Source organism: Gilliamella sp. B2838, from assembly GCF_026536185.1.
Taxonomy (GTDB): domain Bacteria; phylum Pseudomonadota; class Gammaproteobacteria; order Enterobacterales; family Orbaceae; genus Gilliamella.
Window position 1 is genome coordinate 72798 of record NZ_JAFNOO010000012.1, and the last position, 22730, is coordinate 95527.

Consider the following 22730-nt stretch of genomic DNA (forward strand, 5'->3'; position numbering starts at 1 on the left):
GTATCTTACACTGTGACTGTTATATAATATCACATCTATTTTTTGCCTGAGTATTTGATAAATGACACAATTAAGTCTAGCTGCGCAAAAAGTCAAAGCGGCCTTAGCTGATAAAAATCTTGAAACGCCATCATGTCGTCTAGCTATGGATAATAGTGAGCGTAAGGCTAAAATTGAAGCTCATTTTCGTGAAATTATGAAGTTAATGGAACTTGATTTAACAGATGATAGTCTGGCTGAAACACCACATCGAGTTTCTAAAATGTACGTTGATGAGATTTTTTCGGGGCTTTACTATGAAAACTTTCCGAAGATCACCTTAATTGAAAATAAAATGCAAGTTGACGAGATGATAACCGTTCGTGATATCACTTTAACCAGTGTATGTGAACACCATTTTGTCACCATTGACGGCAAAGCAACTGTCTCTTATATCCCTAAAGATAAAGTGATAGGCTTATCCAAAATTAACCGAATTGTCGAATTTTTTGCCTCACGTCCACAAGTACAAGAAAGGTTAACTCAACAAATACTCGTTGCCCTTCAAACCTTACTAGGGACGGTCAATGTGGCGGTCTCAATTGATGCAACCCACTATTGTGTTAAGGCTCGAGGCATTAAAGATTCAAGTAGTAGAACAACGACAACAGCGCTGGGCGGCGGGTTTAAAACAAATCCAAGTACCAGACAAGAATTTTTACGAGCACTTAATCATTATTAACAATAATAACCCGATTTGATTGATATTGATGTTAAACCCAAACTCAGCATTAAATATCGGTCTAAAACATATTAAAATAAGTGATATAAGACAATAACAAATCCGACTTTATATTACGTGCATCTTCAAGAAAGATTGGTATAATTCTCGGCTACTTAATATAAATAACATTGTTTTCATGAAGATTATCCGTGGTATCGCTAATTTAAAAAATCAATTTTCTCAATGCGTTTTAACATTAGGAAATTTTGATGGTGTGCATTTGGGTCACCAGCAATTAATTCATCATCTTATTAAACAAGGTAAAAAATTAAATTTACCGACTGTGTTAATGTTATTTGAACCACAGCCATTAGAGTTTTTTAATCCTAATAATGCGCCTTCACGGTTAACATCATTTCAAGAAAAGGTGATTTTTATTAAAGAGCTTGGGATTGATTATATTATAGCGATTCCATTTACTCAGACCTTTGCCCGCATGTCAGCTGATTGTTTTATTCAAGATTGGTTAATCAATAAGCTAAAAGCCAAATTTATCACTATTGGTGATGACTTTCGATTTGGATTCGAACGGCAAGGTGATATCAACCTTTTACAACACTATGCACATCAACACGACTTTGCTGTGGAAAATATGCCGACATTTGTTTGGAATCATTTAAGAATTAGTAGCACAGCAGTGCGCCAAGCTTTGTTGAATAATGATTTTCAATTAGCACACAGTTTATTAGGGCGTGATTACACCATCCAAGGTCGTGTGGTGCACGGTAATGCGTTGGCAAGACAACTCGGTTTTCCAACAGCTAATATTCATCTACATCGAAAAAAACCTGCATTGCAAGGGGTTTATGTGGTTAAAGTTAAAAATTGCTGTAACCAACAACACTATTTTGGCATTGCTAATATTGGCTTAAGACCGACTATTCAAGGAAAAAAAGCAGTTTTAGAAGTGAATCTATTTGACTTTTCGGGTGACATTTATGGACAATATTTAGACGTGACTTTTGTCCATAAATTGCGCGACGAGAAAAAATTTGACTCATTGGCTGAGTTAAAACAACAAATTACACAAGATGTTTGCACTGCCAAACAGATCAGTGCACAATTAACCCATTAAAAAGAAGTAGTATCAACCAAATTAACTGGAATAAATCAGCATGACAGATTATAAAAATACACTAAACTTACCGGAAACGGGCTTTCCAATGCGAGGCGATCTTGCTAAACGAGAACCGGCAATGTTACAAAATTGGTACGATAAAGAACTTTATCGTAAAATCCGCCAAGTAAAAAAGGGTAAAAAAGCCTTTATTTTGCATGATGGACCTCCATATGCCAATGGCAAACTTCATATTGGTCATGCAGTTAACAAAATAATTAAAGATATTATCATTAAATCAAAAGGGTTAAGTGGTTATGATTCCCCATATATTCCAGGTTGGGACTGTCACGGCTTACCGATTGAGCAAAAAGTTGAAGAACAAGTAGGAAAACCGGGCGTAAAAGTAACACCTGCTGAGTTTCGTCAAATTTGTCGTGATTATGCCGCTTCACAAGTTGAACTACAAAAAGCCGATTTTATTCGTATGGGTGTGCTGGGTGATTGGCAAAATCCATACCGTACAATGGACTATGATACTGAAGCCAATATTATACGTGCTTTAGGAAAAGTCATTCAAAATGGTCATTTAGTTAAAGGTGCTAAACCTGTTTATTGGTGTACTGATTGTATGTCATCGTTAGCTGAAGCCGAAGTTGAATACTACGATAAATCTTCACCAGCCATTGACGTAAAATTCAAAGCGATGGATAACCAAGCTGTTGCTAATAAATTTGGTGTCAATACTGATTTAACCATCTATGCCGTGATTTGGACAACAACACCTTGGACATTGCCGGCAAGCCGAGGTATTGCCTTAAATGCTGACTTTGAGTATCAACTGGTACAAATCAATGATAAAGAATGCTTAATTTTAGCCACTGACCTTGTCGAATCAGTTATGAAACGTGCCGAAATTTCAGAGTGGAAAATTATTGGCAGCTGTAAAGGTGATGCGCTTGAGCTATTACGCTTTAAACACCCTTTCCTTGACTTTGACGAACCTATTGTACTCGGTGATCATGTTACTGTTGATGCCGGTACAGGTGCAGTGCACACCGCACCAGGTCACGGTGCGGAAGACTTTATTGTCGGTCAAAAATATGGTCTTGAAGTGGCTAACCCTGTTGGTGGCAATGGCTGCTATTTACCGGGTACAGGTGCAGGTTTAGATGGCTTATTTGTATTTAAAGCTAACAAAGTTGTAATTGAAATTTTAAAAGAAAATAATGCATTACTGCATTTTGAAAACATTGAACACAGTTACCCATGTTGTTGGCGACATAAAACACCGGTCATTTACCGAGCAACACCACAATGGTTCATCAGCATGGACAAACAAGGGTTACGTGCGCAATCATTAAAAGAGATCAAACAAGTTCGTTGGATCCCTGATTGGGGACAAGCACGAATTGAAACCATGGTAGCAAACCGCCCAGATTGGTGTATTTCTCGTCAACGTACATGGGGCGTACCAATGACGTTATTTGTGCATAAAGAGACCGAAGCGCTACACCCAGACACATTAGCATTAGTTGAAAAAGTCGCTAAATTAGTTGAACAAAATGGTATTCAAGCTTGGTGGGATGCAGATATTAGAGATCTATTAGGTCCTGATGCCGATGATTACCGTAAAGTACCCGACACATTAGATGTGTGGTTTGATTCCGGATCAACTTTCTATTCAGTCGTTGGTGTTCGCGCTGAATTTGCAGGTCATGAAGCAGACATGTACCTAGAAGGTTCAGATCAGCACCGTGGTTGGTTTATGTCTTCATTAATGTTATCAACCGCGATTGATAACAAAGCTCCTTATCAGCAAGTATTGACCCATGGCTTTGTGGTTGATGGTCAAGGCCGTAAAATGTCAAAATCACTTGGTAACATTGTGACACCACAAGAAGTAATGAATAAACTGGGTGCAGATATTTTACGTTTATGGATCGCCTCAACTGATTATTCCGGTGAAATGAGCTATTCCGATGAAATTATCAAACGCTCAGCCGATAGCTATCGTCGAATTCGTAATACAGCTCGCTTCTTATTAGCTAACTTAAATGGCTTTGACCCAGCTAAGGATATGGTAAAACCGGAAGATATGGTGGTGCTAGACCGATGGGCTGTTAGTATGGCTAAAGAAGCACAAGAACAAATCATACAAGCTTATGAAAACTATGACTTCCATAAAGTTGTTCAACGTATCATGCAATTCTGTTCAATCGAAATGGGCTCATTCTATTTAGATATTATTAAAGATCGCCAATATACAGCTAAAAGCGACAGTATTGCTCGCCACAGTTGCCAAACAGCGTTATATCATATTGCGCAAGCCATGGTACGTTGGATAGCGCCGGTATTATCGTTCACAGCTGATGAAATTTGGCAATACTTACCTGCATCACAAAAATCAGAATTTGTGTTTGAAGATGAATGGTATTGTTCACTCTTTAGTTTATCTGATAGTGAAGCATTAAATAGCGAATATTGGGCACAAATTTTAGCTATTCGTAGCGAAGTCAATAAAGTGCTTGAACAAGGTCGTAACGATAAAGTGATTGGTGGCTCACTTGAGGCTGCGGTGACACTTTACGCCGATGAAAAAATTGCGGATGCTTTAGCAAAATTAGAAAATGAATTACGTTTTGTTTTATTAACTTCACAAGCTAGTGTTAAAACATTAGCGTCTGCGCCAAAATCAGCAATACAAAGCGATATCAAAGGTTTGAAAATTGAATTGGCTAAAGCGCAAGGTGATAAATGTCCTCGTTGCTGGCATTATACTGTCGATAATGATCCAACAACGCATTTATGCAAACGTTGTGAACAAAACATCCATGGTAATGGTGAAATCAGACATTTTGCTTAATAAATAGTCATTAATTCATCAAACAAGGGTTATAGGCAACCACACTATAACAATTTAATTTCTTTACCGCCGACAATTGTCGGCGGAAACATAATGAGCATATACGCTATGAAAAAAAACAATGGGCTTTACTGGCTATTGTTAGCAATAGTTGTTTTTATTGTTGATATTGCAAGTAAATTCTGGATATTAGATCGCTTTGCTTTATATGAGTCAGTGAATCTTTTACCTTTCTTCTCAATCACTTATGTGCGTAATATTGGTGCAGCCTTTAGTATTTTTGAAGGCCAACGTTGGATGCTTGCATCTATTGCATTAATTATTAGTGGTGTAATTATCTATATGTTATATCGCAATACAGGCAGACAAAAATTAGAAAACTTTTCATTATCATTAATTTTAGGAGGCGCATTAGGAAATTTATTCGATCGCCTTTACCATGGTTTTGTTGTCGATTTTCTTGATGTCAATTTTGGTGATTGGCACTATCCAACGTTTAATATTGCAGACTGTGCAATTTGCGTAGGTATTGGATTATTTATTCTTAGCAGCTTAAAAAAACCCAAGAAGACCATCTAACATGCAAATTATTTTAGCGAATCCACGAGGCTTTTGTGCCGGTGTTGATCGTGCTATTACTATCGTTGAACGAGCACTAGAGTTATTTGGTGCGCCAGTTTATGTCCGTCATGAAGTTGTTCATAACCGCTATGTGGTTAATCGCCTTAAAGAGTTAGGGGCTATTTTCATTGAAGAGATCAATGAGGTGCCAGACAATGCTATTTTAATTTTTTCAGCACATGGTGTGTCTAAAAGCGTTCGTGAAGAAGCCAAACAACGTCAACTTCGTATATTTGATGCTACTTGTCCATTAGTCACTAAAGTGCATATGGAAGTGGCTCGATCGAGTTATCGAGGTGAAGAAGTCATTTTAATTGGTCATGCTGGACATATTGAAGTCGATGGCACCATGGGGCAGTACAATAACCCAGAAGGTGGAATTTATCTGATCGAATCCATTGAAGATGTTGAAAAACTAAAAGTGAAAAACGAACAACACCTTTGTTTTACCACGCAAACCACACTATCAGTTGATGATACAGCTGAAATTATTGCTGCACTAAAAAAGCGTTTCCCAAATATCCGCAGCCCTCGTAAAAATGACATTTGTTACGCCACAACTAATCGCCAACAAGCGGTTAAACAGCTCGCTTCACAAGCAGATGTGGTATTAGTTGTTGGCTCTAAAAACTCGTCTAATTCAAATCGTTTAGCTGAACTCGCTAGACGCAATAGCAAGCATGCTTATTTAATTGATTTTGCCTCTGATATTGATCCCGCTTGGTTAACCAATGCCCGCACAATAGGAGTGACGGCAGGCGCTTCTGCACCCGATATTTTAGTCCAACAAGTTATCGATCACTTAAAAAATTTAGGTTGTACAACACTCACCGAAACCGACGGTATTTTAGAAAATATTACATTTGAAATACCTAAAGCACTTCGGATTGAAGTAAAAGCAAACTAACAGTTTAATTTGAGTGTTTTAGTTGCTCAAATTTTGCCAGTAGCTGATCATGGGTCTCGATATGCTCAGGATCAGCAATAATCGCATTTTGAATAGGGCAAACACGTTGACAGGTTGAATGATCATAATAACCCACACATTCAGTACATTTATTGGGATCAATTTCGTAGGTGTCAAACCCCATCGAGATAGCCTCGTTCGGACACTCAGGTTCACACATATCACAATTAATACACTTAGAGGTTATTTTTAACGCCATTACTTTGTTTTTCTTAATCCACTTAAAAAATTTGCGCCATTATAACGCAATCCTTAATAAAACCTAAGATAAGATGCAGTAAGCAAATTCAAAATTAGTCTGTTTTATAAAAAAGGTAATGTATGAGTATACCTTTATCTAAGTAAGATAATATAAACTATTAGATTAGTTAAATGAGTATTTTTGTTGAAATTCAAAAATATCTTCCAAATTTTCATGCTACAACCAAAGAAAGCCTTATCACACTTAAAATTGCTTAAAATATTTTCATAATTATTACAATTTATTATCGTTAGTTATCAATGGCATTTGATTTTATACGATACAATGACGAAAAATTTTATAAAAAATAATAGGATGAAAAGATTGTCAAAGTTTTTAAAAATTAAAAATATTGCTATAACCTTTATTATATTAGCCATTATTTATCTTGTTTATTGGATTTTATCCCCTTCTGAAAAAGCAGTAAATTATATTACCGCACCAGTGACTAAAAGTAATATTGAAAAAACTGTTCTTGCCGATGGAACCATCAGTGCTTTTAAGCAAGTAAGCGTTGGTGCTCAGGTTTCTGGTCAAATCAAAAAATTATATGTGGAATTAGGCGATGAAGTTAAACAAGGCGATATGATTGCCGAAATAGATGATCTTAAACAAAATAATGATTTAAGACAGTCAGAAGCTTCATTAAATAGTTTAGAAGCTCAACGTAAATCGAAAAAAGCAAAATTAGTTAACTATCAACTTACTTACGATCGTCAATTAAAGTTAGTCAATAAAGGGGTTGGAATTCAATCCGATTTAGATGCCGCTAAAGCTGATCTTGATGGAATTAAAGCCGATATAGCAGCACTAGATGCAGATATTATCAGTGCTCAAGTTGCCGTTGATACCGCTAAAGTGAACTTAGGGTATACTAAAATTCGTTCGCCAATTGATGGTGTCATTGTGGCAATTCCGGTTGATCAAGGGCAAACTGTTAACTCTGTTCAAAGTGCGCCAACAATAGTCAAAGTTGCACAACTGGATAAAATGACCATTGAGGCACAAATTTCTGAAGCAGATGTGATTAATGTAAAAAAAGGCATGCCTGTTTATTTTACAATATTAGGCCAGCCCAATAAACGTTTTGAGGGATTAACACTACGAGCAATCGAGCCTGCACCAGACTCAATTAATACCGAAAGTTCATCTAACTCAAGTACCTCCTCTTCAACGACTAAAACAGCCATCTACTATAATGGTTTGTTTGATGTTGATAATCCAAATCACATTTTACGTATTTCGATGACAGCTCAAGTTTATATAGTGTTATCACAAGCTAAGGATGTGCTTACGATTCCATCACAAGCTATTGAAAAGAATTTAGATGACGATAAAGCTATTGTTTACGTACTTAATCAACATAATGATATTGAAGAGCGAAAAGTCAGTTTAGGTGTCAATAATAATGTTAATGTTGAAATCAAATCAGGGCTTAAAGAAGGAGAAGTCGTCATTGTAAGTAGTATCAATGGTGCACAACTCAATCCTAATGGACGGACCCCAAGGATAAGATTCTAATATGACAAATAATAACCCGCTGATTAAACTGGAAAATATAGTACGTGAATTCCCTGCTGGCGATTCAACCATAAAAGTGCTTAAAGGTATCAATTTGTCGATTAATGCTGGTGAAATGGTTGCCATTATTGGCGCTTCAGGATCGGGCAAATCAACTTTAATGAATATTTTGGGTTGTTTAGATAAACCCAGTTCGGGGGTTTATACTATTGGAGGTCGAACCACTAATCAATTATCCCCCGATGAATTAGCCGAATTACGTCGTGAACATTTTGGTTTTATCTTCCAACGTTATCATTTATTAAGTGCCCTTACTGCGCAAGGGAATGTCGAAATTCCAGCAATTTATGCTGGCGCATCTAATGAATTTAGGCAACAACGTGCTGTTGAAATTTTAACGCGATTAGGGTTAGAAGATAAAATCAATAACAAGCCGAATCAATTATCTGGCGGTCAGCAGCAACGAGTCAGTATTGCGCGAGCGTTAATCAATGGTGGGCAAGTGATTTTAGCCGACGAACCAACCGGCGCGCTAGATCGTAAAAGCGGTTTAGAAGTTATGGCAATATTGCGCGAACTTCATAAACAAGGCCATACTGTCATCATTGTGACTCACGATAGCAATATTGCCCAAAGTGCACAGCGCATTATAGAAATCAGTGATGGTAATATTATTTCAGATGCTAGTAATCCTAACTATCATGATGATGATGATAATCGACAAATAAAACAGATAGAAACAACCAAAACACAAGATAACTGGTTAGCCAAATACTATCGTTTTCGTGATGCATTTAATATGGCAATATTATCTATGTTATCGCAGCGACTACGTACTTTTTTAACCATGCTTGGTATTATTATTGGTATCGCTTCTGTTGTGTCAATGGTAGCATTAGGGCAAGGAACCAAGCAAAAAATTCTGTCTGACATTAATTCATTAGGAACAAGCACCTTAGAAATTTATGCTGGTAATGGATTTGGTGATCGTAATGCCGATAAAATCACAACATTGCGATCTTCTGATGCTGACTTTTTAGCCAAACAAAGTTTTGTCCATAGTACCACGCCTAACCTTTCAACTAGTGTCTATTTTCGCGTTAATAATTTGGCGGTAACAGGAACAGTTAATGGGGTTGGTGAACAGTATTTTACTGTGCGTGGTTATAATATAACTAAAGGTAAAGCGTTTGATCACGCAAGTGTTCTGTCGTCCGCGCAAGATGCTGTCATCGATGAAAATACCGTTAATCGCTTATTTAATAATCAAGATCCAATTGGTAAAATTATTATGGTTGGGCAACTACCAGTTAAAGTCATTGGTATTGCAACTAAACAACAGCAAGGCTTTGGTAGTAATGAAAGCCTGAATATTTGGTTACCTTATACCACAGTGATCAATCGCATGGTTGGGCAAACATCATTAAAAAGCATTACTGTTAGAGTAAATGATAATGTTGATCTATCCGTAGCAGAACAAGCGATTAATAAGATTATGCTACAACGCCATGGCACTAAAGACTTTTTTATATTTAATTCCGATAGTATTCGTGAAACCGTGAATTCTTCAACATTGGTGTTAACATTATTAATCTCAACTATTGCGTTAATTTCACTGTTGGTTGGCGGTATTGGCGTAATGAATATTATGCTGGTGTCAGTCACAGAAAGAACGCGAGAAATTGGGGTAAGAATGGCGGTTGGAGCTCGCTCTAGTGATATTCTTCAACAATTTTTAATTGAAGCAGTGTTAGTCTGTTTAATTGGTGGTATTTTGGGAATTATACTATCATTTGTGGTTGGGCTGATTTTCAATTATTTTGTCTCTTTATTTGCTATGAGTTTTTCAATCATTTCAATTATTGCGGCATTTAGTTGTTCAAGTATCATTGGTATTATTTTTGGTTATTTTCCTGCCAAACGAGCGGCAAAACTTGATCCAATTTATGCACTAGAACGTGAATAATACTCCAATAAAATCCCTTTGCTGAAATAACTCAAACAAAGGGATTGATTAATTTACAGCTCGCTAATTGATTAATGCAATGAATATTTTCTATGTATCTATCAATTATTTAAACAGTAATAAATTACTCATTACTGTTTGCTTGTTTATCATGAGCTTTGACATTCGGATCTAAACCAACTAAAAAGGCTGTAACCCTCGCATAATCTTTAATAAATGCATCATCACTTGACACATCTAACCCTTTAGTATTGATATAGAATTTACGGTTAACAATCCAAGTTGGTATGGATGTTGGCTGCATTTCTTTAATAGCATTAGCTTGTTGCGCCATAAAAGCTTTAACTAAAAAGCTGTCTTTGGTTTTATCATAAGTTTCAGAATCCACACCGAGTTCAGCAAATACAGCTTTAATATCATCTGGCGTTTTTATACTACGATCTTTTTGTACTGCATTATACAGTGCTGGTGAAACTTTATCTTCAATACCAAGTACATTAGCAATCGCCCATGCTTGAGCTAAATCTTGAGCAAGTGGACCAAAATCCAATAAATGATAACGTTTAATTTTGATATCTTGAGGGATAGCTTTAGCTATAACTTGTGAACCATGATATTGGTTTTCAAATCTATAACAACTAGGACAATTAAACGAAAAAAATTCGATCACTTCTTTGTCTGGCGATGGATTAGTGGGTAATACAATATATTGTTTATCCACTTCAATCGGAGCTTGAGTCGTCGCCGGAGCGGCTGTTTGCGATGCGTCTGTTTTTGCATTAGAAGGCGCTTCATCAGCAAAACAATTTACCGAAAACAGTAATACTCCCATAGCAATAAGCGTTTTTTTCATTTAACTAATTCTCCTTATTCTTTAATGATGCCGCGAGCTTTTAATAGTGCGGTTTTAAAATCTTCTTCATAATCTTTTTTTAGTCCGGGAATAACTTCACTTTTATCAGCATCGCGCATCTTTAAGTGATAGATTAACACTTCATCGCCCAGATCTTTTAAATCGCCCTCGAAGCCAGCTTCCTGACCGAGTTTAACTAAAAATTGTAACAAACTGAGATCTGAATCATTTTCCCAAGCTGACTTTAATAATTCCATTACTTCATCAATACGATGACATTTCATAAATTATACCTTTTTTGAATCTTCAAACCCATTGAAGATGATGATTTAATATTTTATTTTGATATTGTGTTACTCATTAGTTTAAGCATAACACTATTGATAAAACAATTTATCAAAATAAATGATGTAAACATGTTTAATTGAATTTATCAATTATTCCATACCTGAAAAACCAATACAGATATATTTCATTTTCCAATTACAACACTTGATTACTTAATCTAAGTATGAAGACTATGTTATAAATTGTACGATTTAAAATAACTTTGCTATATAGTAATGTTATTTTGTGTTTTGGCAATGTAAAAGAGAAATAATTTATGCAGAAAAGCGCTATTACCGCAATCATTTTAGCTGGAGGTCAAAGCTCACGCATGAATGGTGAAGACAAAGGCTTAATCTTATTAAATGACAAAGCGCTTTATCAACATGTTATTGATCGCATTGCGCCTCAAGTCGGCACACTAATGATCAATTGCAATCGTCATTTAGATCAATATCAAAAAGCAGGTTATACCATATTTAGTGATGATTTAGAGGGTTTTTTAGGACCACTTTCGGGCATCTATAGCGGATTACGTCGGACCAATACCGATTGGAACTTATTTGTTAGTTGTGATACCCCTTATTTACCCAAGGATTTAATTGCCCGTTTAGCAAAATATACGACCAATTATAGCGCTATCTACCCTTTTGATGGCAAATACGCTCATCCAACGATTTTACTTATACATCGTTGTGTACTTGTACAATTAGAACAATATTTAGCACTAGAGAACCGCAAACTAATGCTATTTTTGCAGCAAGTACAAGCTAAAGCCGTAGATTTTAGTGATACGCCAACATCTTTTGTGAATATTAATACCTATGACGAATTAGCCAACGCACATTTATCCTAAATCAAATTTTACGATAACCATGATTGCAATAGTCTATCTAACCTATCAATTTCATCTATTTGAGTTGACCATGAAGTACAAAAACGTAAACAGCAGTTATGGTCATCGATAGGACCTAAATTATCAACCGCATAATGAGCAATAATTTTTTCAGCCAGTTGGTTGGGAAAATTAACAAATAGTTGGTTAGTTTGTGGTTTGCTGGCAAATGTTAATCCAGCTTTTTCAAAAACAATTTTTAGTTTATCGGCCATATTATTACTGTGTTGCCCTAACTGGAAGTACAAATCATTTTGCATCAACTCATTCATCTGTACAGCAACAATCCAGCTTTTTGCTAATATTGCACCTTTTTGCTTCATACTAAAACGAAAGTCTTGATTAATAGATAGATTATTAAAAATAACCATTTCACCAGCAAACGCCCCGACTTTGGTTCCACCAATATAAAATACATCAGTGTATTTAGCTAAATCAGGCAAAGTCAGATCATTATCTTTTGCTGCCAATGCCATCGCTAGGCGGGCACCATCTAAATAGAGAAAAAGGCGATTTTTTTGGCAATATTGATAAAGATTTTTAAGATCTTGCTGACTATATATTGTGCCTAATTCAGTGGTATTAGAGATGTAAATAAGCTTAGGTTGTACCATATGTTCATCACTATGATGAAATAATACAGGTTCTATCAATTCCGGCGTAAGTTTTCCATCAGCTGTTGGCACCGAGATTACTTTATGCCCTGTCGCTTCAATCGCTCCGGTTTCATGCACGTTAATGTGTCCGGTATTCGCGGCAATTACGGCTTGATAGGGTTTTAAAATATGTGAAATGACCGTTAGATTGGTTATTGTGCCACCAGGCATAAAATGCACATCAGCATGAGGAGATTGTAATCGTTTTTGGATATTTGTTATAGCTTGTTTGCAATATTCATCTAAACCATAACCCGCTAATTTCTTATTATTAATAGCAATAAAACTTTTTAACAAACTGGGGTGAACTGTTTGATTGTAATCATTCAAAAAATCGTTCATATTATTCTCTTTTTGAACATCTGCTGCAAAAATCATGTAATATTGTTTATCTATAGAATATAGTACATTAACATAAACTAGTGATGAATAAAAAAAAGATTATCGGAATTTGTGGTTATAGCGGTAGTGGCAAAACTACATTGTTAAAACAGGTTATTCCACTACTTATTAAACAGGGCGTTAATGTAGGCTCATTAAAACATGCCCATCATGACATCGAGTTAGACATCCCTGGTAAAGATAGTTATGAATTGCGTAAGGCCGGCTCAGTACAAACAGCCATCGTATGCGATAATCGTTATGCAATTATTCATGAAACGCCCAATAAACCAGCAGATCTGACTACACTGATAAATCAGTTTACAGATGTAGACATCATATTAATTGAAGGATTTAAACACGAAAAAATACCCAAAATTATCTGTCATCGTCAAACCATTAATCATCCCGTTTTTATCGATGACTTTACGCTTGCTATCGCCAGTGATAACCAATTGGATATATCGATTCCATTGCTAGATATCAATCAACCACAACAAGTTGTGAAGTTTATACTCGATTACCTATTAAACTGATCTAATGATGATGTTCTGATTGGCAATAAAACGTATTGAGTAAAGTTAATTTTTTATAGCGATGTAACTCATTTACTAGCTTGATTAACATAAATAGCCAATTGAAAAATGAAAGATTGATATTCCAAACAAAAATTTATAAACATTAAATAAAACAATGTAAATGATATGTTAATATAGCTAACCTTTAGCTATATCCTGATTTAAGCAATATGCATCCATTATTAAAAAAGATATTAATCAAAACAAGAAACGTAGTTATTGGATTAATGCTGTTATCTATTTTTCTCATTTTAATAATGCGTTGGATCGATCCGATTGGCTCAATGTTAATGGTAGAAAGAAAAATTGTTAATTGGGGCATCACACAACAGCGGGAATGGAAAGATTGGGATGCAATTTCAGACAATATTAAAATCGCAGTTATTGCTTCAGAAGATCAGAACTTTGCAACACACTGGGGCTTTGATTTTGATGCAATTAATCGAGCATTGAAACACAATCAAAATGCAAAAAAAATTCGTGGCGCAAGCACTATTACCCAACAAGTAGCTAAAAATATTTTTTTATGGCCATCACGAAGTTGGCTACGTAAAGCAATAGAATCTTGGTTTACTATCTGGATTGAGTTAATTTGGTCAAAACAAAGAACCCTTGAAATCTATTTAAATAGTGTAGAATGGGGGGAGGGGATTTTTGGCATTGAAGCAGCATCTCGTTATTATTTTAATGTCAGTGCAAATCAATTAACACCTTATCAAGCGAGTTTACTTGCAGCAACGTTACCTAATCCAAGAAAATGGAGCCCAGCCACCCCCACAAACTATGTCCAAAAAAAAGCAGAATGGATTCGAGCGCAAATGGCTAATCTTGGTGGTAAAAATTATTTAAAACAGATGGAGTAAAAACTGTTTTAAATTAATGTCTGAATAAATTCGGGTACCACCTGACTTGCTGGGCCATAAATTTTAGTTTGAAATAAACTTTCGCCTAAGCTTGGCTCTAAATTAAGTTCAATCGTTTTAGCGCCGGATTGATTAGCAATTTGAACAAAACCGGCGGCAGGATAGACATTGCCCGATGTGCCAATTGAAATAAAATAATCTGCTTGTGATAATGCATCATAAATTTGATCCATCTGTAATGGAATTTCACCAAACCAAACAATATGCGGCCGTATTAATTTATTTTGTTGATAATTAATATCGTTGAAACAGTCAATAATTTCTCCGGTTTTTTCATTACGCACTTTTAATAATTCGCCATGCATATGAATAATATTTTTCGATCCAGCTTGTTCATGTAAGTTATCAACATTTTGAGTTACAACCAATACATTATTTGAACCGAGTTTTTGTTCTAACTCAGCCAGTGCAATATGAGCTTGATTAGGTTTTACCGATGGATCTTGCAATTTTCTTCGTAACATATTGTAAAAATTATGCACCGCAATGGGATCACGACGGTAACCTTCATAAGTGGCAACATCATTAACATCATAACCTTCCCATAATCCATTTTGGGCTCGAAAGGTTGATAACCCCGATTCGGCTGAAATGCCAGCCCCTGTTAAAATGACAATTTTGGGCGTTTTTAACATATCTATTTTCCTTTTTATTGATAAGTTAAATAATCTACTAAGATATAAAAGATTATTGGCTATATTCGGTGGTAAATATATGTAAGGCTGGTTGGCTTAATTTTTGATATTGGCTGTAAGCACTTGCTACTTTAAGCCTTATTTCATCTTTTGATTCACCATCCAACCAACTGTTAATCATAGCATGAATACTATAAGCTTCTGGTGCCATACGGTGCAAGGTTAAGATCAATGGATTAATACCTAAATGAGATAGTGGTGGAGTAAAATATTTCTGACTTTTACAAGCAAATACAGCAGCATAACGCGATTTTTGCTTTTCTTGTTGAGTTTTAGATAATGTGCTCCAACGCCAACTACCTGGTAAATAACTGCGCCAAGATGGCGTTTCCATTAATGCATTATGCCCAATATAAACAACAAGATCAGCGTTACCACCAGCATTGATTTGTTTTTTATCTACTGATAATGACAGCGAATTTTTTCCCGCAGAATAGTCAATAAAATCATTTACCGTATCATCAATATATTTACCATCATAGGCTTGAGCAATAAGGTAAACATCTTGATTTTGATGTTTATATATTATCTCTTCTAATATTTTACCATCATTAGGCTTATTAACTTGTATAACTTGCCACTCTTTTTGCTTAGCAAAATAGGTTTTAAAACCGTAAGCCGCGCCCCAATAGAGATTATTTTTGGGATCTTGACCATTACCAATCGCAGCTGGAACTGGCGCTATACCTTGATATTTGTTATCACATAATGCGACCAGAACATGAATAACTTTTGTGTCGGCTAAACATGAAAAAGATAAAAAAAACGATAAGAATGATATCAACCATAAATAAGGACTAATTTTGTTCATAATTGATACTTTCCTCATCAATTTCATATTTAACTATAACTAAATTTTATACATCACTTTGCAAGAAATACATTTCAGCATACCGGCTGCATTCTGTTTAATCGATATATCTTTCCAGATTTTATTCTTTCGCTAAGTAACACCGTTTTGACCAATAAAGGTATTTTTCATCATTATAATAAGTACATTGATTTTCTTGATTATACTATAATTATTTTCAAATTAATGCGAGTCGACATTTCATACAATTTGTAAAATTTTATCAGTCAAATTATAGCGCATTCAATTGACATAATTATAAAAATAACCCTATCCAAGCCAAAAGGTAAAACATATCCATTATTAGGAAAAGTTTCAAAGCTGTGGTTAGCGCTTGATAAGATGTCTAGTTCTAAATAGATTGCTAACTAGTATGTGAAATAGCTAATATTGACCAATATCCTCACCAAATGAAAGCATCATGGGATCAATAACGCCTCGTTTTTGAGTTGATTTGCCAATCACTCGACAAAAAGAGAAGCACCAAGTAAATAGTAAGGTAATCAACATTGGTTTACGCTTAACCATATAGCTTAATGTGATAACTTGAAAGCGGTTTCCTTATAAATTTTATGGTTGTAATGTAAAAAATAAATAGACTGCTTTATGTTATCTACTTTTAAATAAAAACAATAACCATGTTAAATAAATAGCGTGAACCCTCGCTTAACGATCAAAAGTTGATATTAATTAACTTTACAGATGATATAATATTATCAATTAGTTAACTAAATTTTCAATGAAATCATAAGTTTTTATAAGGTATTTTTAAATGAAAACAATTGGCTTAATCGGCGGTATGAGTTGGGAAAGTACCGTTACCTATTATCAAGTAATTAATCAAATGGTAGCAAAATCATTAGGGGGGTTACATTCAGCGAAAACGCTATTATATAGCGTAGATTTTCAAGAAATTGAATTATGCCAAGCCAATGGTGAGTGGGATAAAAGTGCACTGATTTTAATTGATGCAGCCAAAAAATTACAAATAGCAGGTGCAGATTTTATTGTCATTTGTACCAATACTATGCATAAAGTCGCAGATCAGATTCAAGCAGCAATTACTATTCCAATTATTCATATTGCAGATGTCACAGCTAAAAAATTGATTCAACAAGGTATTAAAACTGTAGCATTGTTAGGGACTAAATACACAATGGAGCAAGATTTTTATAAATCAAAATTGATTGACCAAGGCTTAATAGTATTAATACCGGATCAAGAAGATAGAAATGTTGTTAACCAAATTATTTACGATGAACTTTGTAAAGGGATTATTAAACCTGCATCTAAACAAGCTTACTTAACAATTGTTGATAAATTAGTTGAACGCGGAGCACAAGGTGTGATTTTAGGCTGCACAGAAATTGGTTTATTAATATCACAATCAGATCGAAATATCCCTTTTTTTGATACAGCCTTAATTCATGCAGAAGCCGCCGCTATGCTAGCAATAAGTCACTAAGCATTATCATTAGTATCGTTAATATATTCCAAAATATCACCAGGTTGGCAATCTAAATATTCACAGATTGCCTCAAGTGTGGCTAATCTAAAACCTTTCACTTTACCTTGTTTAAGCAAAGATAAATTTTGTTCCGTAATACCGATAGCCATAGCTAAATCTTTAGATTTTACTTTTCGTTTAGCGAGCATTACATCTAGATTTATAGTAATTGGCATGTTTAATTCCCCTATACAAACTGCTGATTTTCTTCCGCTAGTTGGCATGCTTTTTTTAATATTTGTCCAATAACCATAATACTGATAGCTGGGAACAATACCATAATATCATCACTTGTAAACGAAAAAGAAAAATAACGTTCAGCTTGGTTGAAACTTAAAATTAAAGTTAACAAAGGCTCAGATAAAATACTAACAATAGACCAGATGACTAACATTTTACCAAAAATATAGCAGTGATTAGCTGACCTTTCTGAAAAGAAATCAGATTGACTGTATTTTAAAAAAAGTAATCGCAACTGATAAAATGCATAAATTAAAATAAAGATTTCTACAGTATCAATTAACGTTGCTAAAAAAGCCTGCCAAAACTCGAGTTTAGTTGGATCAACATCAACACTGTTAGATATAAAAAAAGAATATCCTCCTGATGCTAATCCAATATTTTCAATATTAAAAAAGTAATAAAGTAGTGGCGATAATGCACCAATCAACATAACTATGATAATAAGAGTTGTTAATAGTACCATAAATCGACAATATTGATTTAAGCGTAAGTTTGATCGAGCTAATGTTGTGTTCATATTTATTTCCTTTTTTATAAAGATTGAGCACAGTCTAGCCTATAAAAATAGAAATAACAATAATAAATTAAAGTAAAACGATAATTTTTTATCGTTTAATATTTATAAAATAAAATAGCAAAATCAATAGTGAGTAAAATTTAGTTATAAAAAAACCTTACTTTGTTACAAGTAAGGTTCAGGAAGTTAACATTAACGAAAAAAAATTATGCTTCGATTGCAACTCGTAATTTTTTCATTGCATTTTTTTCGAGTTGACGAATACGTTCAGCAGAAACACTATACTTATCAGCTAAAACTTGCAAAGTTGATTTACTATCGTCAGAATCTAACCAACGTGCTTTAATAATATCCTGACTTCGTTCATCCAATTGTGATAAAGCATCATGCAATTTATCTGTTGCGTCATTTTCCCAATTATCATTTTCAATTGATTTTGAGAAATCAGAATTACTATCTTCTAGATAAAGTGCTGGAGCAACAATAGAATTATCATCGTCATCACTATCTACATCAAATGACATATCTTGAGCAGACATTCGCGATTCCATTTCAAGGACATCTTTAGGTGTTACGCCAAGTTCATCTGCCACCATATCAACTTCTGCATTATTAAACCAACCTAAGCGTTGTTTATTCTTTCTTAAATTAAAAAATAATTTTCTTTGTGCTTTTGTGGTTGCAACTTTAACAATTCGCCAATTTTTAAGCACATACTCATGAATTTCAGCTTTTATCCAGTGTACAGCAAAAGAAACTAATCGAACCCCCATTTCAGGGTTAAAACGACGTACAGCTTTCATTAATCCAATATTACCTTCTTGAATCAAATCTGCTTGTGGTAAACCATACCCAGAATAACCTCGAGCAATATGCGCAACAAAGCGCAAATGAGATAAGATTAATTGTCGTGCAGCATCAACATCATCATGATAATAAAGTTTTTCACCTAACGATTTTTCTTCTTCTGCTGTTAACATCGGATAGGTGTTAATCATACGAAGGTATGATTCTATATTGCCTTGTGGGATTAAAGCACTTACTGGCATTTTTAAATCAGTACTCATTTAATTCCCTCCTTCATTTAAACTGATTTTGTTGCATAATTTTATGTATGCAACAATTTAAATTCTAACTGTTATATTAGACTACAAAAAAGTCAATTAGTTCACATTTTAATAAAATTTTTAACAATAAGTAACTATCTTATTTTTGTAATTAAGTAATGTACATTACTTTCAAATATTTTTTAGTCGCGATCAAGGCTGAAAGCCATCCAATAATTATTGAGAACAAAATAATTAATACACTTTCATCCCATGACAGTCCTTCTAAAGTAAATTTTGTTCCAAAAACAGTTGAAACGTGCAAAATAATTGAGTCAATTTGCCAAATGAATATTTTGGATAATATTAATGCAAGTACTGCACTGATAAACCCAATAAAAATCCCATTATACAAAAAAGGTCTTAATATAAAACCTTCAGTAGCACCAATTAATTGCATCACCAAAATCGTTTGTCGACGGGAAAAGATACTTAATCTAATACTATTGCCAATAACAAGTGATACAGCAATAATCATGAAAATCGAAATTGTCCAGACTATTGATTTTACCATGTCTGTCAATGCCATTAATCGCGTAAACCAGCTATCATCAAGTTGTACATCATCAACCCCTTCTATTTTCAAGATTTGTGATTGTAATCCATGTAATATGCTAGTTTGCTTAGCCTCTTCTTTAGGAAAAATAATAGCAACAGCAGGTAAAGGGTTTTCATCTAACAGATCAAGTGCTGTTGCAAAACCAGACCAAGTTTTAAATTCTTCTCGTGTATCATCTCGTGAAAGATAATCTATTTTCTCAACTTCCGGGTATGTTTTAAATTTACTAATTAATTCTTTAGTTTGTTCTGCCGTAAGTGATTTGTTGATATACACGGTTAAGTTTGGAGTTGGATACCATTGATGCGCTGCTTGATTTGCATTTTTCCACAACAAATAACTAATCGTTGGTAATGTTATTGAAATTGCAATGACAAAAATTGTCAATATTGAAGCAAAAATATGCTGACGAAAATCATTAAATACGTTATGCCATGCATAACTAATTTGTCTTTTCCATCGGGATAAAAAGCTATTTTTATTTTTCGATTTTGACTTAATAGTGTTAATGTTAGCGTTTATCATTATGTTATTCCTCTAAACGCCCTTGATTTAAATTTAGTATTCGATGATGTTTACGACGAATAAGCCCCATATTATGGGTTGCCATTAATACGGTGACACCTGCTTGGTTAAACTCTTCAAATAGCTTTAAAATATCTTTCGAAAGTTTATCATCTAGGTTACCGGTTGGTTCATCGGCTAATAAGACGCTTGGACGATTAACAATGGCACGCGCTATTCCCACGCGCTGTTGTTCACCACCTGATAACTGTATAGGATAGAATTTCATTTTATCTATCAAACCGACTTTATCGAGCGCGGCCGAAACACGCCTACGAATTTCTTCGATAGGTTTTCCTAAAATAATTAATGGAATAGCCACATTATCATAAACGGTGTGATCCATTAATAATTGGTGATCTTGAAAAATCATCCCAATTGTGCGACGTAAAAACGGCATATCTTGTTTTTTCAAGCTAGATACATTGATACCATTTAATAATACTTTGCCGTCGTTAGCTTTTTCTAATCCACAAATTAAACGCATCAAAGTACTTTTACCTGCACCAGAGTGACCTGTTAAAAATGCCATTTCTCCGGATAATAATGTAAAGTTTATATTTTGAAGGGCGGGCTTTCCACCCGAGTAAACTTTACTTACATGCTGGAATTGGATCATGAGTTCTCTCTATTCATCTGTTTGTTCAAACAGCGCATTAATAAAATCATCAGCAACAAAAGGTCTTAAATCTTCAATTTTTTCACCAACACCGATGTAACGGATTGGAATATTAAATTGATCAGCAATGCTAAATATAATACCACCTTTCGCCGTACCATCTAATTTAGTTAATGTCATTCCTGTTACACCAACAGCTTCATTAAATAATTTAGTTTGGCTAATAGCATTTTGGCCTGTTCCTGCATCTATTGTTAACATGATTTCATGTGGAGCAGTCTCATCTTGTTTTTTAATCACTCTAACTATTTTTTTCAATTCATCCATTAGATGTGATTTATTTTGTAAACGACCTGCTGTATCGGCAATTAAGACATCTATTTTTTTTGCCTTTGCTGCTTGTATTGCATCAAAAATAACTGAGGCAGAATCAGCATTAACATGCTGTGCAATAACGGGGATATTATTTCGCTCACCCCAAACTTGTAATTGCTCAACAGCTGCTGCACGAAAGGTATCGCCTGCAGCAAGCATCACTGATTTACCTTGTTGTTGAAATTGACGAGCTAATTTACCAATTGTCGTTGTTTTACCAACACCATTTACCCCTACCATTAAAATAACAAATGGTTTATGACTTTCAATATCAAGCGGTTGATCAACCCCGTCTAAAATAGACTTCATTTCATGTTTTAAAATTTCATGAAGTGCATCTGCATCTTTTAACTCTTTTCTTGAGGCTTGTTGTGTTAATGAGCTTATTAATTTTTGTGTAGTATCAAATCCTACATCTGCAATAATCAGTTGTTCTTCTAGTTCTTCAAATAATTCATCGTCAATTTTTTTGCCTTTGAATAAATTTAAAAAACCCGATCCAATATTTTGTTTAGTCTTGAAAAGACCTTTTTTTAAACGAGCAAAGAAACCTTCTTTTTTTTGTTCAACCATAAATAAATTGTCCCATGAGCATAACTGATAATCATTTTATCTTATTTTAGAATAAACCCCAATGTATTCAATAAATGTGAATAATATTATTGAGTTATATTATTATAAAATAATGATAATAAGTGATGATTTAGTATTTATTAATGTGATCTATTTAAGCCTAAAGATCATTTACGCTGATAGATTGCCATTCACCTAACGGCAGATGCTGAGTAAATAGATTATAATTGCCAATTTGAACACGTATTAAACGTAAACAAGGATAACCAACCGCAGCACACATTCTTCTAACTTGACGATTTTTTCCTTCCGTAATAGTTAAACTTAGCCAAGAAGTAGGAATAGCTTTACGTTCACGAATAGGCGGAACGCGTTGCCATAGATTAGTCGGCGCTTCCAGCTTAGTCGCTATAGCTGGGGCTGTATAGAACTCTTTTAACTGAACACCTTGAGCGAGTTTATCTATAGCTTGTTGACTAATTATGCCTTCAACTTGTACCCAATAAG

The 22730-nt window shown here is 34.5% G+C and carries 23 protein-coding genes and 2 pseudogenes; 11 read left to right on the forward strand and 14 right to left on the reverse strand.

All coding sequences use genetic code 11. The features are described 5' to 3' along the window. Positions 1-61: 61 nt before the first annotated feature. The 5 genes from folE to ispH all read left to right on the forward strand — a co-directional run bounded on the left by folE (position 62) and on the right by ispH (position 6214). Entirely contained in the window at positions 62-721 is a 660-nt protein-coding gene (folE, locus tag J3U63_RS11705) for a GTP cyclohydrolase I FolE (protein ID WP_267334385.1), read from the forward strand. 178 nt (positions 722-899) lie between these two features. After that, positions 900-1838: a bifunctional riboflavin kinase/FAD synthetase gene (gene ribF / locus J3U63_RS11710; protein ID WP_267334387.1), complete on the forward strand. Its 939-nt coding sequence runs from the start codon at positions 900-902 to the stop codon at positions 1836-1838. A 40-nt stretch (positions 1839-1878) separates the two neighbouring features. Continuing rightward, positions 1879-4686, forward strand: coding sequence for an isoleucine--tRNA ligase (ileS, locus tag J3U63_RS11715; protein WP_267371615.1), 2808 nt, complete (start codon positions 1879-1881; stop codon positions 4684-4686). 108 nt (positions 4687-4794) lie between these two features. Continuing rightward, positions 4795-5265 carry a signal peptidase II gene (gene lspA / locus J3U63_RS11720; protein WP_267334391.1) on the forward strand — a complete coding sequence of 157 codons (471 nt, stop codon included), beginning with the start codon at positions 4795-4797 and terminating at the stop codon, positions 5263-5265. 1 nt (position 5266) lies between these two features. Beyond that, complete coding sequence (gene ispH / locus J3U63_RS11725; RefSeq protein ID WP_267349106.1) at positions 5267-6214, forward strand: 4-hydroxy-3-methylbut-2-enyl diphosphate reductase; 948 nt, start codon at positions 5267-5269, stop codon at positions 6212-6214. 4 nt (positions 6215-6218) lie between these two features. Here ispH and J3U63_RS11730 read toward each other — a convergent pair whose 3' ends face one another. Then, positions 6219-6473 (reverse strand): YfhL family 4Fe-4S dicluster ferredoxin, encoded by a 255-nt coding sequence (locus tag J3U63_RS11730; RefSeq protein ID WP_267334395.1) that lies wholly within the window; start codon positions 6471-6473, stop codon positions 6219-6221. Between the two features lie 357 nt (positions 6474-6830). Here J3U63_RS11730 and J3U63_RS11735 point away from each other — a divergent pair, with 357 nt between their 5' ends. Further along, a complete protein-coding gene (locus J3U63_RS11735; RefSeq protein ID WP_416379613.1) occupies positions 6831-8036 on the forward strand; it encodes an efflux RND transporter periplasmic adaptor subunit in 1206 nt (401 codons plus the stop codon). A 1-nt stretch (position 8037) separates the two neighbouring features. Continuing rightward, on the forward strand, positions 8038-10002 hold the full coding sequence (locus tag J3U63_RS11740) for a MacB family efflux pump subunit (protein ID WP_267334399.1): 1965 nt from the start codon (positions 8038-8040) through the stop codon (positions 10000-10002). Between the two features lie 124 nt (positions 10003-10126). Here J3U63_RS11740 and J3U63_RS11745 read toward each other — a convergent pair whose 3' ends face one another. Then, positions 10127-10855 (reverse strand): DsbA family protein, encoded by a 729-nt coding sequence (locus tag J3U63_RS11745; protein WP_267334401.1) that lies wholly within the window; start codon positions 10853-10855, stop codon positions 10127-10129. A gap of 14 nt (positions 10856-10869) precedes the next feature. After that, positions 10870-11139: a YihD family protein gene (locus tag J3U63_RS11750; protein ID WP_065633215.1), complete on the reverse strand. Its 270-nt coding sequence runs from the start codon at positions 11137-11139 to the stop codon at positions 10870-10872. A gap of 320 nt (positions 11140-11459) precedes the next feature. Between J3U63_RS11750 and mobA the strand changes: the two genes are divergently transcribed. After that, positions 11460-12038: a molybdenum cofactor guanylyltransferase MobA gene (gene mobA, locus J3U63_RS11755; RefSeq protein ID WP_267371617.1), complete on the forward strand. Its 579-nt coding sequence runs from the start codon at positions 11460-11462 to the stop codon at positions 12036-12038. Positions 12039-12046: 8 nt separating this feature from the next. On the opposite strand, the gene J3U63_RS11760 is transcribed toward mobA, so the two are convergent. Continuing rightward, positions 12047-13075 carry a threonine aldolase family protein gene (locus tag J3U63_RS11760; protein WP_267371620.1) on the reverse strand — a complete coding sequence of 343 codons (1029 nt, stop codon included), beginning with the start codon at positions 13073-13075 and terminating at the stop codon, positions 12047-12049. An 83-nt stretch (positions 13076-13158) separates the two neighbouring features. Here J3U63_RS11760 and mobB point away from each other — a divergent pair, with 83 nt between their 5' ends. Continuing rightward, on the forward strand, positions 13159-13650 hold the full coding sequence (gene mobB / locus J3U63_RS11765) for a molybdopterin-guanine dinucleotide biosynthesis protein B (RefSeq protein ID WP_267371622.1): 492 nt from the start codon (positions 13159-13161) through the stop codon (positions 13648-13650). A gap of 212 nt (positions 13651-13862) precedes the next feature. Further along, positions 13863-14555, forward strand: a complete 693-nt coding sequence (gene mtgA / locus J3U63_RS11770) for a monofunctional biosynthetic peptidoglycan transglycosylase (protein WP_267344792.1) — start codon at positions 13863-13865, stop codon at positions 14553-14555. Positions 14556-14563: 8 nt separating this feature from the next. Here mtgA and cobB read toward each other — a convergent pair whose 3' ends face one another. From cobB to J3U63_RS11785, 3 genes are all read right to left on the reverse strand, one after another. Next, positions 14564-15250: a Sir2 family NAD+-dependent deacetylase gene (gene cobB / locus J3U63_RS11775; protein ID WP_416381308.1), complete on the reverse strand. Its 687-nt coding sequence runs from the start codon at positions 15248-15250 to the stop codon at positions 14564-14566. Positions 15251-15302: 52 nt separating this feature from the next. Beyond that, positions 15303-16121, reverse strand: coding sequence for a hypothetical protein (locus J3U63_RS11780; RefSeq protein WP_267349099.1), 819 nt, complete (start codon positions 16119-16121; stop codon positions 15303-15305). Between the two features lie 423 nt (positions 16122-16544). Then, positions 16545-16688 (reverse strand): hypothetical protein, encoded by a 144-nt coding sequence (locus tag J3U63_RS11785; protein ID WP_267371623.1) that lies wholly within the window; start codon positions 16686-16688, stop codon positions 16545-16547. Positions 16689-16932: 244 nt separating this feature from the next. Here J3U63_RS11785 and J3U63_RS11790 point away from each other — a divergent pair, with 244 nt between their 5' ends. After that, positions 16933-17625 carry an aspartate/glutamate racemase family protein gene (locus tag J3U63_RS11790; protein WP_267334416.1) on the forward strand — a complete coding sequence of 231 codons (693 nt, stop codon included), beginning with the start codon at positions 16933-16935 and terminating at the stop codon, positions 17623-17625. Here J3U63_RS11790 and J3U63_RS11795 read toward each other — a convergent pair. From J3U63_RS11795 to J3U63_RS11825, 7 genes and pseudogenes are all read right to left on the reverse strand, one after another. Then, entirely contained in the window at positions 17622-17843 is a 222-nt protein-coding gene (locus J3U63_RS11795) for a helix-turn-helix domain-containing protein (RefSeq protein WP_267334418.1), read from the reverse strand. The two genes, J3U63_RS11790 and J3U63_RS11795, sit on opposite strands and share 4 nt — an antisense overlap. 11 nt (positions 17844-17854) lie before the next feature. Continuing rightward, the gene (locus J3U63_RS11800) at positions 17855-18427 is read right to left on the reverse strand and encodes a DUF2975 domain-containing protein (protein ID WP_267371626.1); all 573 of its coding nucleotides are present in this window, start codon (positions 18425-18427) and stop codon (positions 17855-17857) included. A 206-nt stretch (positions 18428-18633) separates the two neighbouring features. Beyond that, positions 18634-19494, reverse strand: coding sequence for an RNA polymerase sigma factor RpoH (rpoH, locus tag J3U63_RS11805; RefSeq protein WP_065633225.1), 861 nt, complete (start codon positions 19492-19494; stop codon positions 18634-18636). Between the two features lie 151 nt (positions 19495-19645). Next, positions 19646-20617 (reverse strand): permease-like cell division protein FtsX, encoded by a 972-nt coding sequence (ftsX, locus tag J3U63_RS11810; protein WP_267371629.1) that lies wholly within the window; start codon positions 20615-20617, stop codon positions 19646-19648. 4 nt (positions 20618-20621) lie between these two features. Beyond that, positions 20622-21275 (reverse strand): cell division ATP-binding protein FtsE, encoded by a 654-nt coding sequence (ftsE, locus tag J3U63_RS11815; RefSeq protein WP_065633227.1) that lies wholly within the window; start codon positions 21273-21275, stop codon positions 20622-20624. A 9-nt stretch (positions 21276-21284) separates the two neighbouring features. Then, positions 21285-22208 (reverse strand): annotated as a pseudogene (ftsY, locus tag J3U63_RS11820) (signal recognition particle-docking protein FtsY); the annotation flags it as partial. Positions 22209-22383: 175 nt separating this feature from the next. After that, positions 22384-22730 (reverse strand): annotated as a pseudogene (locus J3U63_RS11825) (pseudouridine synthase); the annotation flags it as partial.

What these genes read in the sequence shown, in the direction of transcription:
- folE (WP_267334385.1), top strand. Translation starts at nt 62, where the DNA reads ATGACACAATTAAGTCTAGCTGCGCAAAAAGTCAAAGCGGCCTTAGCT.
- ribF (WP_267334387.1), top strand. Translation starts at nt 900, where the DNA reads ATGAAGATTATCCGTGGTATCGCTAATTTAAAAAATCAATTTTCTCAA.
- ileS (WP_267371615.1), top strand. Translation starts at nt 1,879, where the DNA reads ATGACAGATTATAAAAATACACTAAACTTACCGGAAACGGGCTTTCCA.
- lspA (WP_267334391.1), top strand. Translation starts at nt 4,795, where the DNA reads ATGAAAAAAAACAATGGGCTTTACTGGCTATTGTTAGCAATAGTTGTT.
- ispH (WP_267349106.1), top strand. Translation starts at nt 5,267, where the DNA reads ATGCAAATTATTTTAGCGAATCCACGAGGCTTTTGTGCCGGTGTTGAT.
- J3U63_RS11730 (WP_267334395.1), bottom strand. Translation starts at nt 6,473, where the DNA reads ATGGCGTTAAAAATAACCTCTAAGTGTATTAATTGTGATATGTGTGAA.
- J3U63_RS11735 (WP_416379613.1), top strand. Translation starts at nt 6,831, where the DNA reads ATGAAAAGATTGTCAAAGTTTTTAAAAATTAAAAATATTGCTATAACC.
- J3U63_RS11740 (WP_267334399.1), top strand. Translation starts at nt 8,038, where the DNA reads ATGACAAATAATAACCCGCTGATTAAACTGGAAAATATAGTACGTGAA.
- J3U63_RS11745 (WP_267334401.1), bottom strand. Translation starts at nt 10,855, where the DNA reads ATGAAAAAAACGCTTATTGCTATGGGAGTATTACTGTTTTCGGTAAAT.
- J3U63_RS11750 (WP_065633215.1), bottom strand. Translation starts at nt 11,139, where the DNA reads ATGAAATGTCATCGTATTGATGAAGTAATGGAATTATTAAAGTCAGCT.
- mobA (WP_267371617.1), top strand. Translation starts at nt 11,460, where the DNA reads ATGCAGAAAAGCGCTATTACCGCAATCATTTTAGCTGGAGGTCAAAGC.
- J3U63_RS11760 (WP_267371620.1), bottom strand. Translation starts at nt 13,075, where the DNA reads ATGAACGATTTTTTGAATGATTACAATCAAACAGTTCACCCCAGTTTG.
- mobB (WP_267371622.1), top strand. Translation starts at nt 13,159, where the DNA reads ATGAATAAAAAAAAGATTATCGGAATTTGTGGTTATAGCGGTAGTGGC.
- mtgA (WP_267344792.1), top strand. Translation starts at nt 13,863, where the DNA reads ATGCATCCATTATTAAAAAAGATATTAATCAAAACAAGAAACGTAGTT.
- cobB (WP_416381308.1), bottom strand. Translation starts at nt 15,250, where the DNA reads ATGTTAAAAACGCCCAAAATTGTCATTTTAACAGGGGCTGGCATTTCA.
- J3U63_RS11780 (WP_267349099.1), bottom strand. Translation starts at nt 16,121, where the DNA reads ATGAACAAAATTAGTCCTTATTTATGGTTGATATCATTCTTATCGTTT.
- J3U63_RS11785 (WP_267371623.1), bottom strand. Translation starts at nt 16,688, where the DNA reads ATGGTTAAGCGTAAACCAATGTTGATTACCTTACTATTTACTTGGTGC.
- J3U63_RS11790 (WP_267334416.1), top strand. Translation starts at nt 16,933, where the DNA reads ATGAAAACAATTGGCTTAATCGGCGGTATGAGTTGGGAAAGTACCGTT.
- J3U63_RS11795 (WP_267334418.1), bottom strand. Translation starts at nt 17,843, where the DNA reads ATGCCAATTACTATAAATCTAGATGTAATGCTCGCTAAACGAAAAGTA.
- J3U63_RS11800 (WP_267371626.1), bottom strand. Translation starts at nt 18,427, where the DNA reads ATGAACACAACATTAGCTCGATCAAACTTACGCTTAAATCAATATTGT.
- rpoH (WP_065633225.1), bottom strand. Translation starts at nt 19,494, where the DNA reads ATGAGTACTGATTTAAAAATGCCAGTAAGTGCTTTAATCCCACAAGGC.
- ftsX (WP_267371629.1), bottom strand. Translation starts at nt 20,617, where the DNA reads ATGATAAACGCTAACATTAACACTATTAAGTCAAAATCGAAAAATAAA.
- ftsE (WP_065633227.1), bottom strand. Translation starts at nt 21,275, where the DNA reads ATGATCCAATTCCAGCATGTAAGTAAAGTTTACTCGGGTGGAAAGCCC.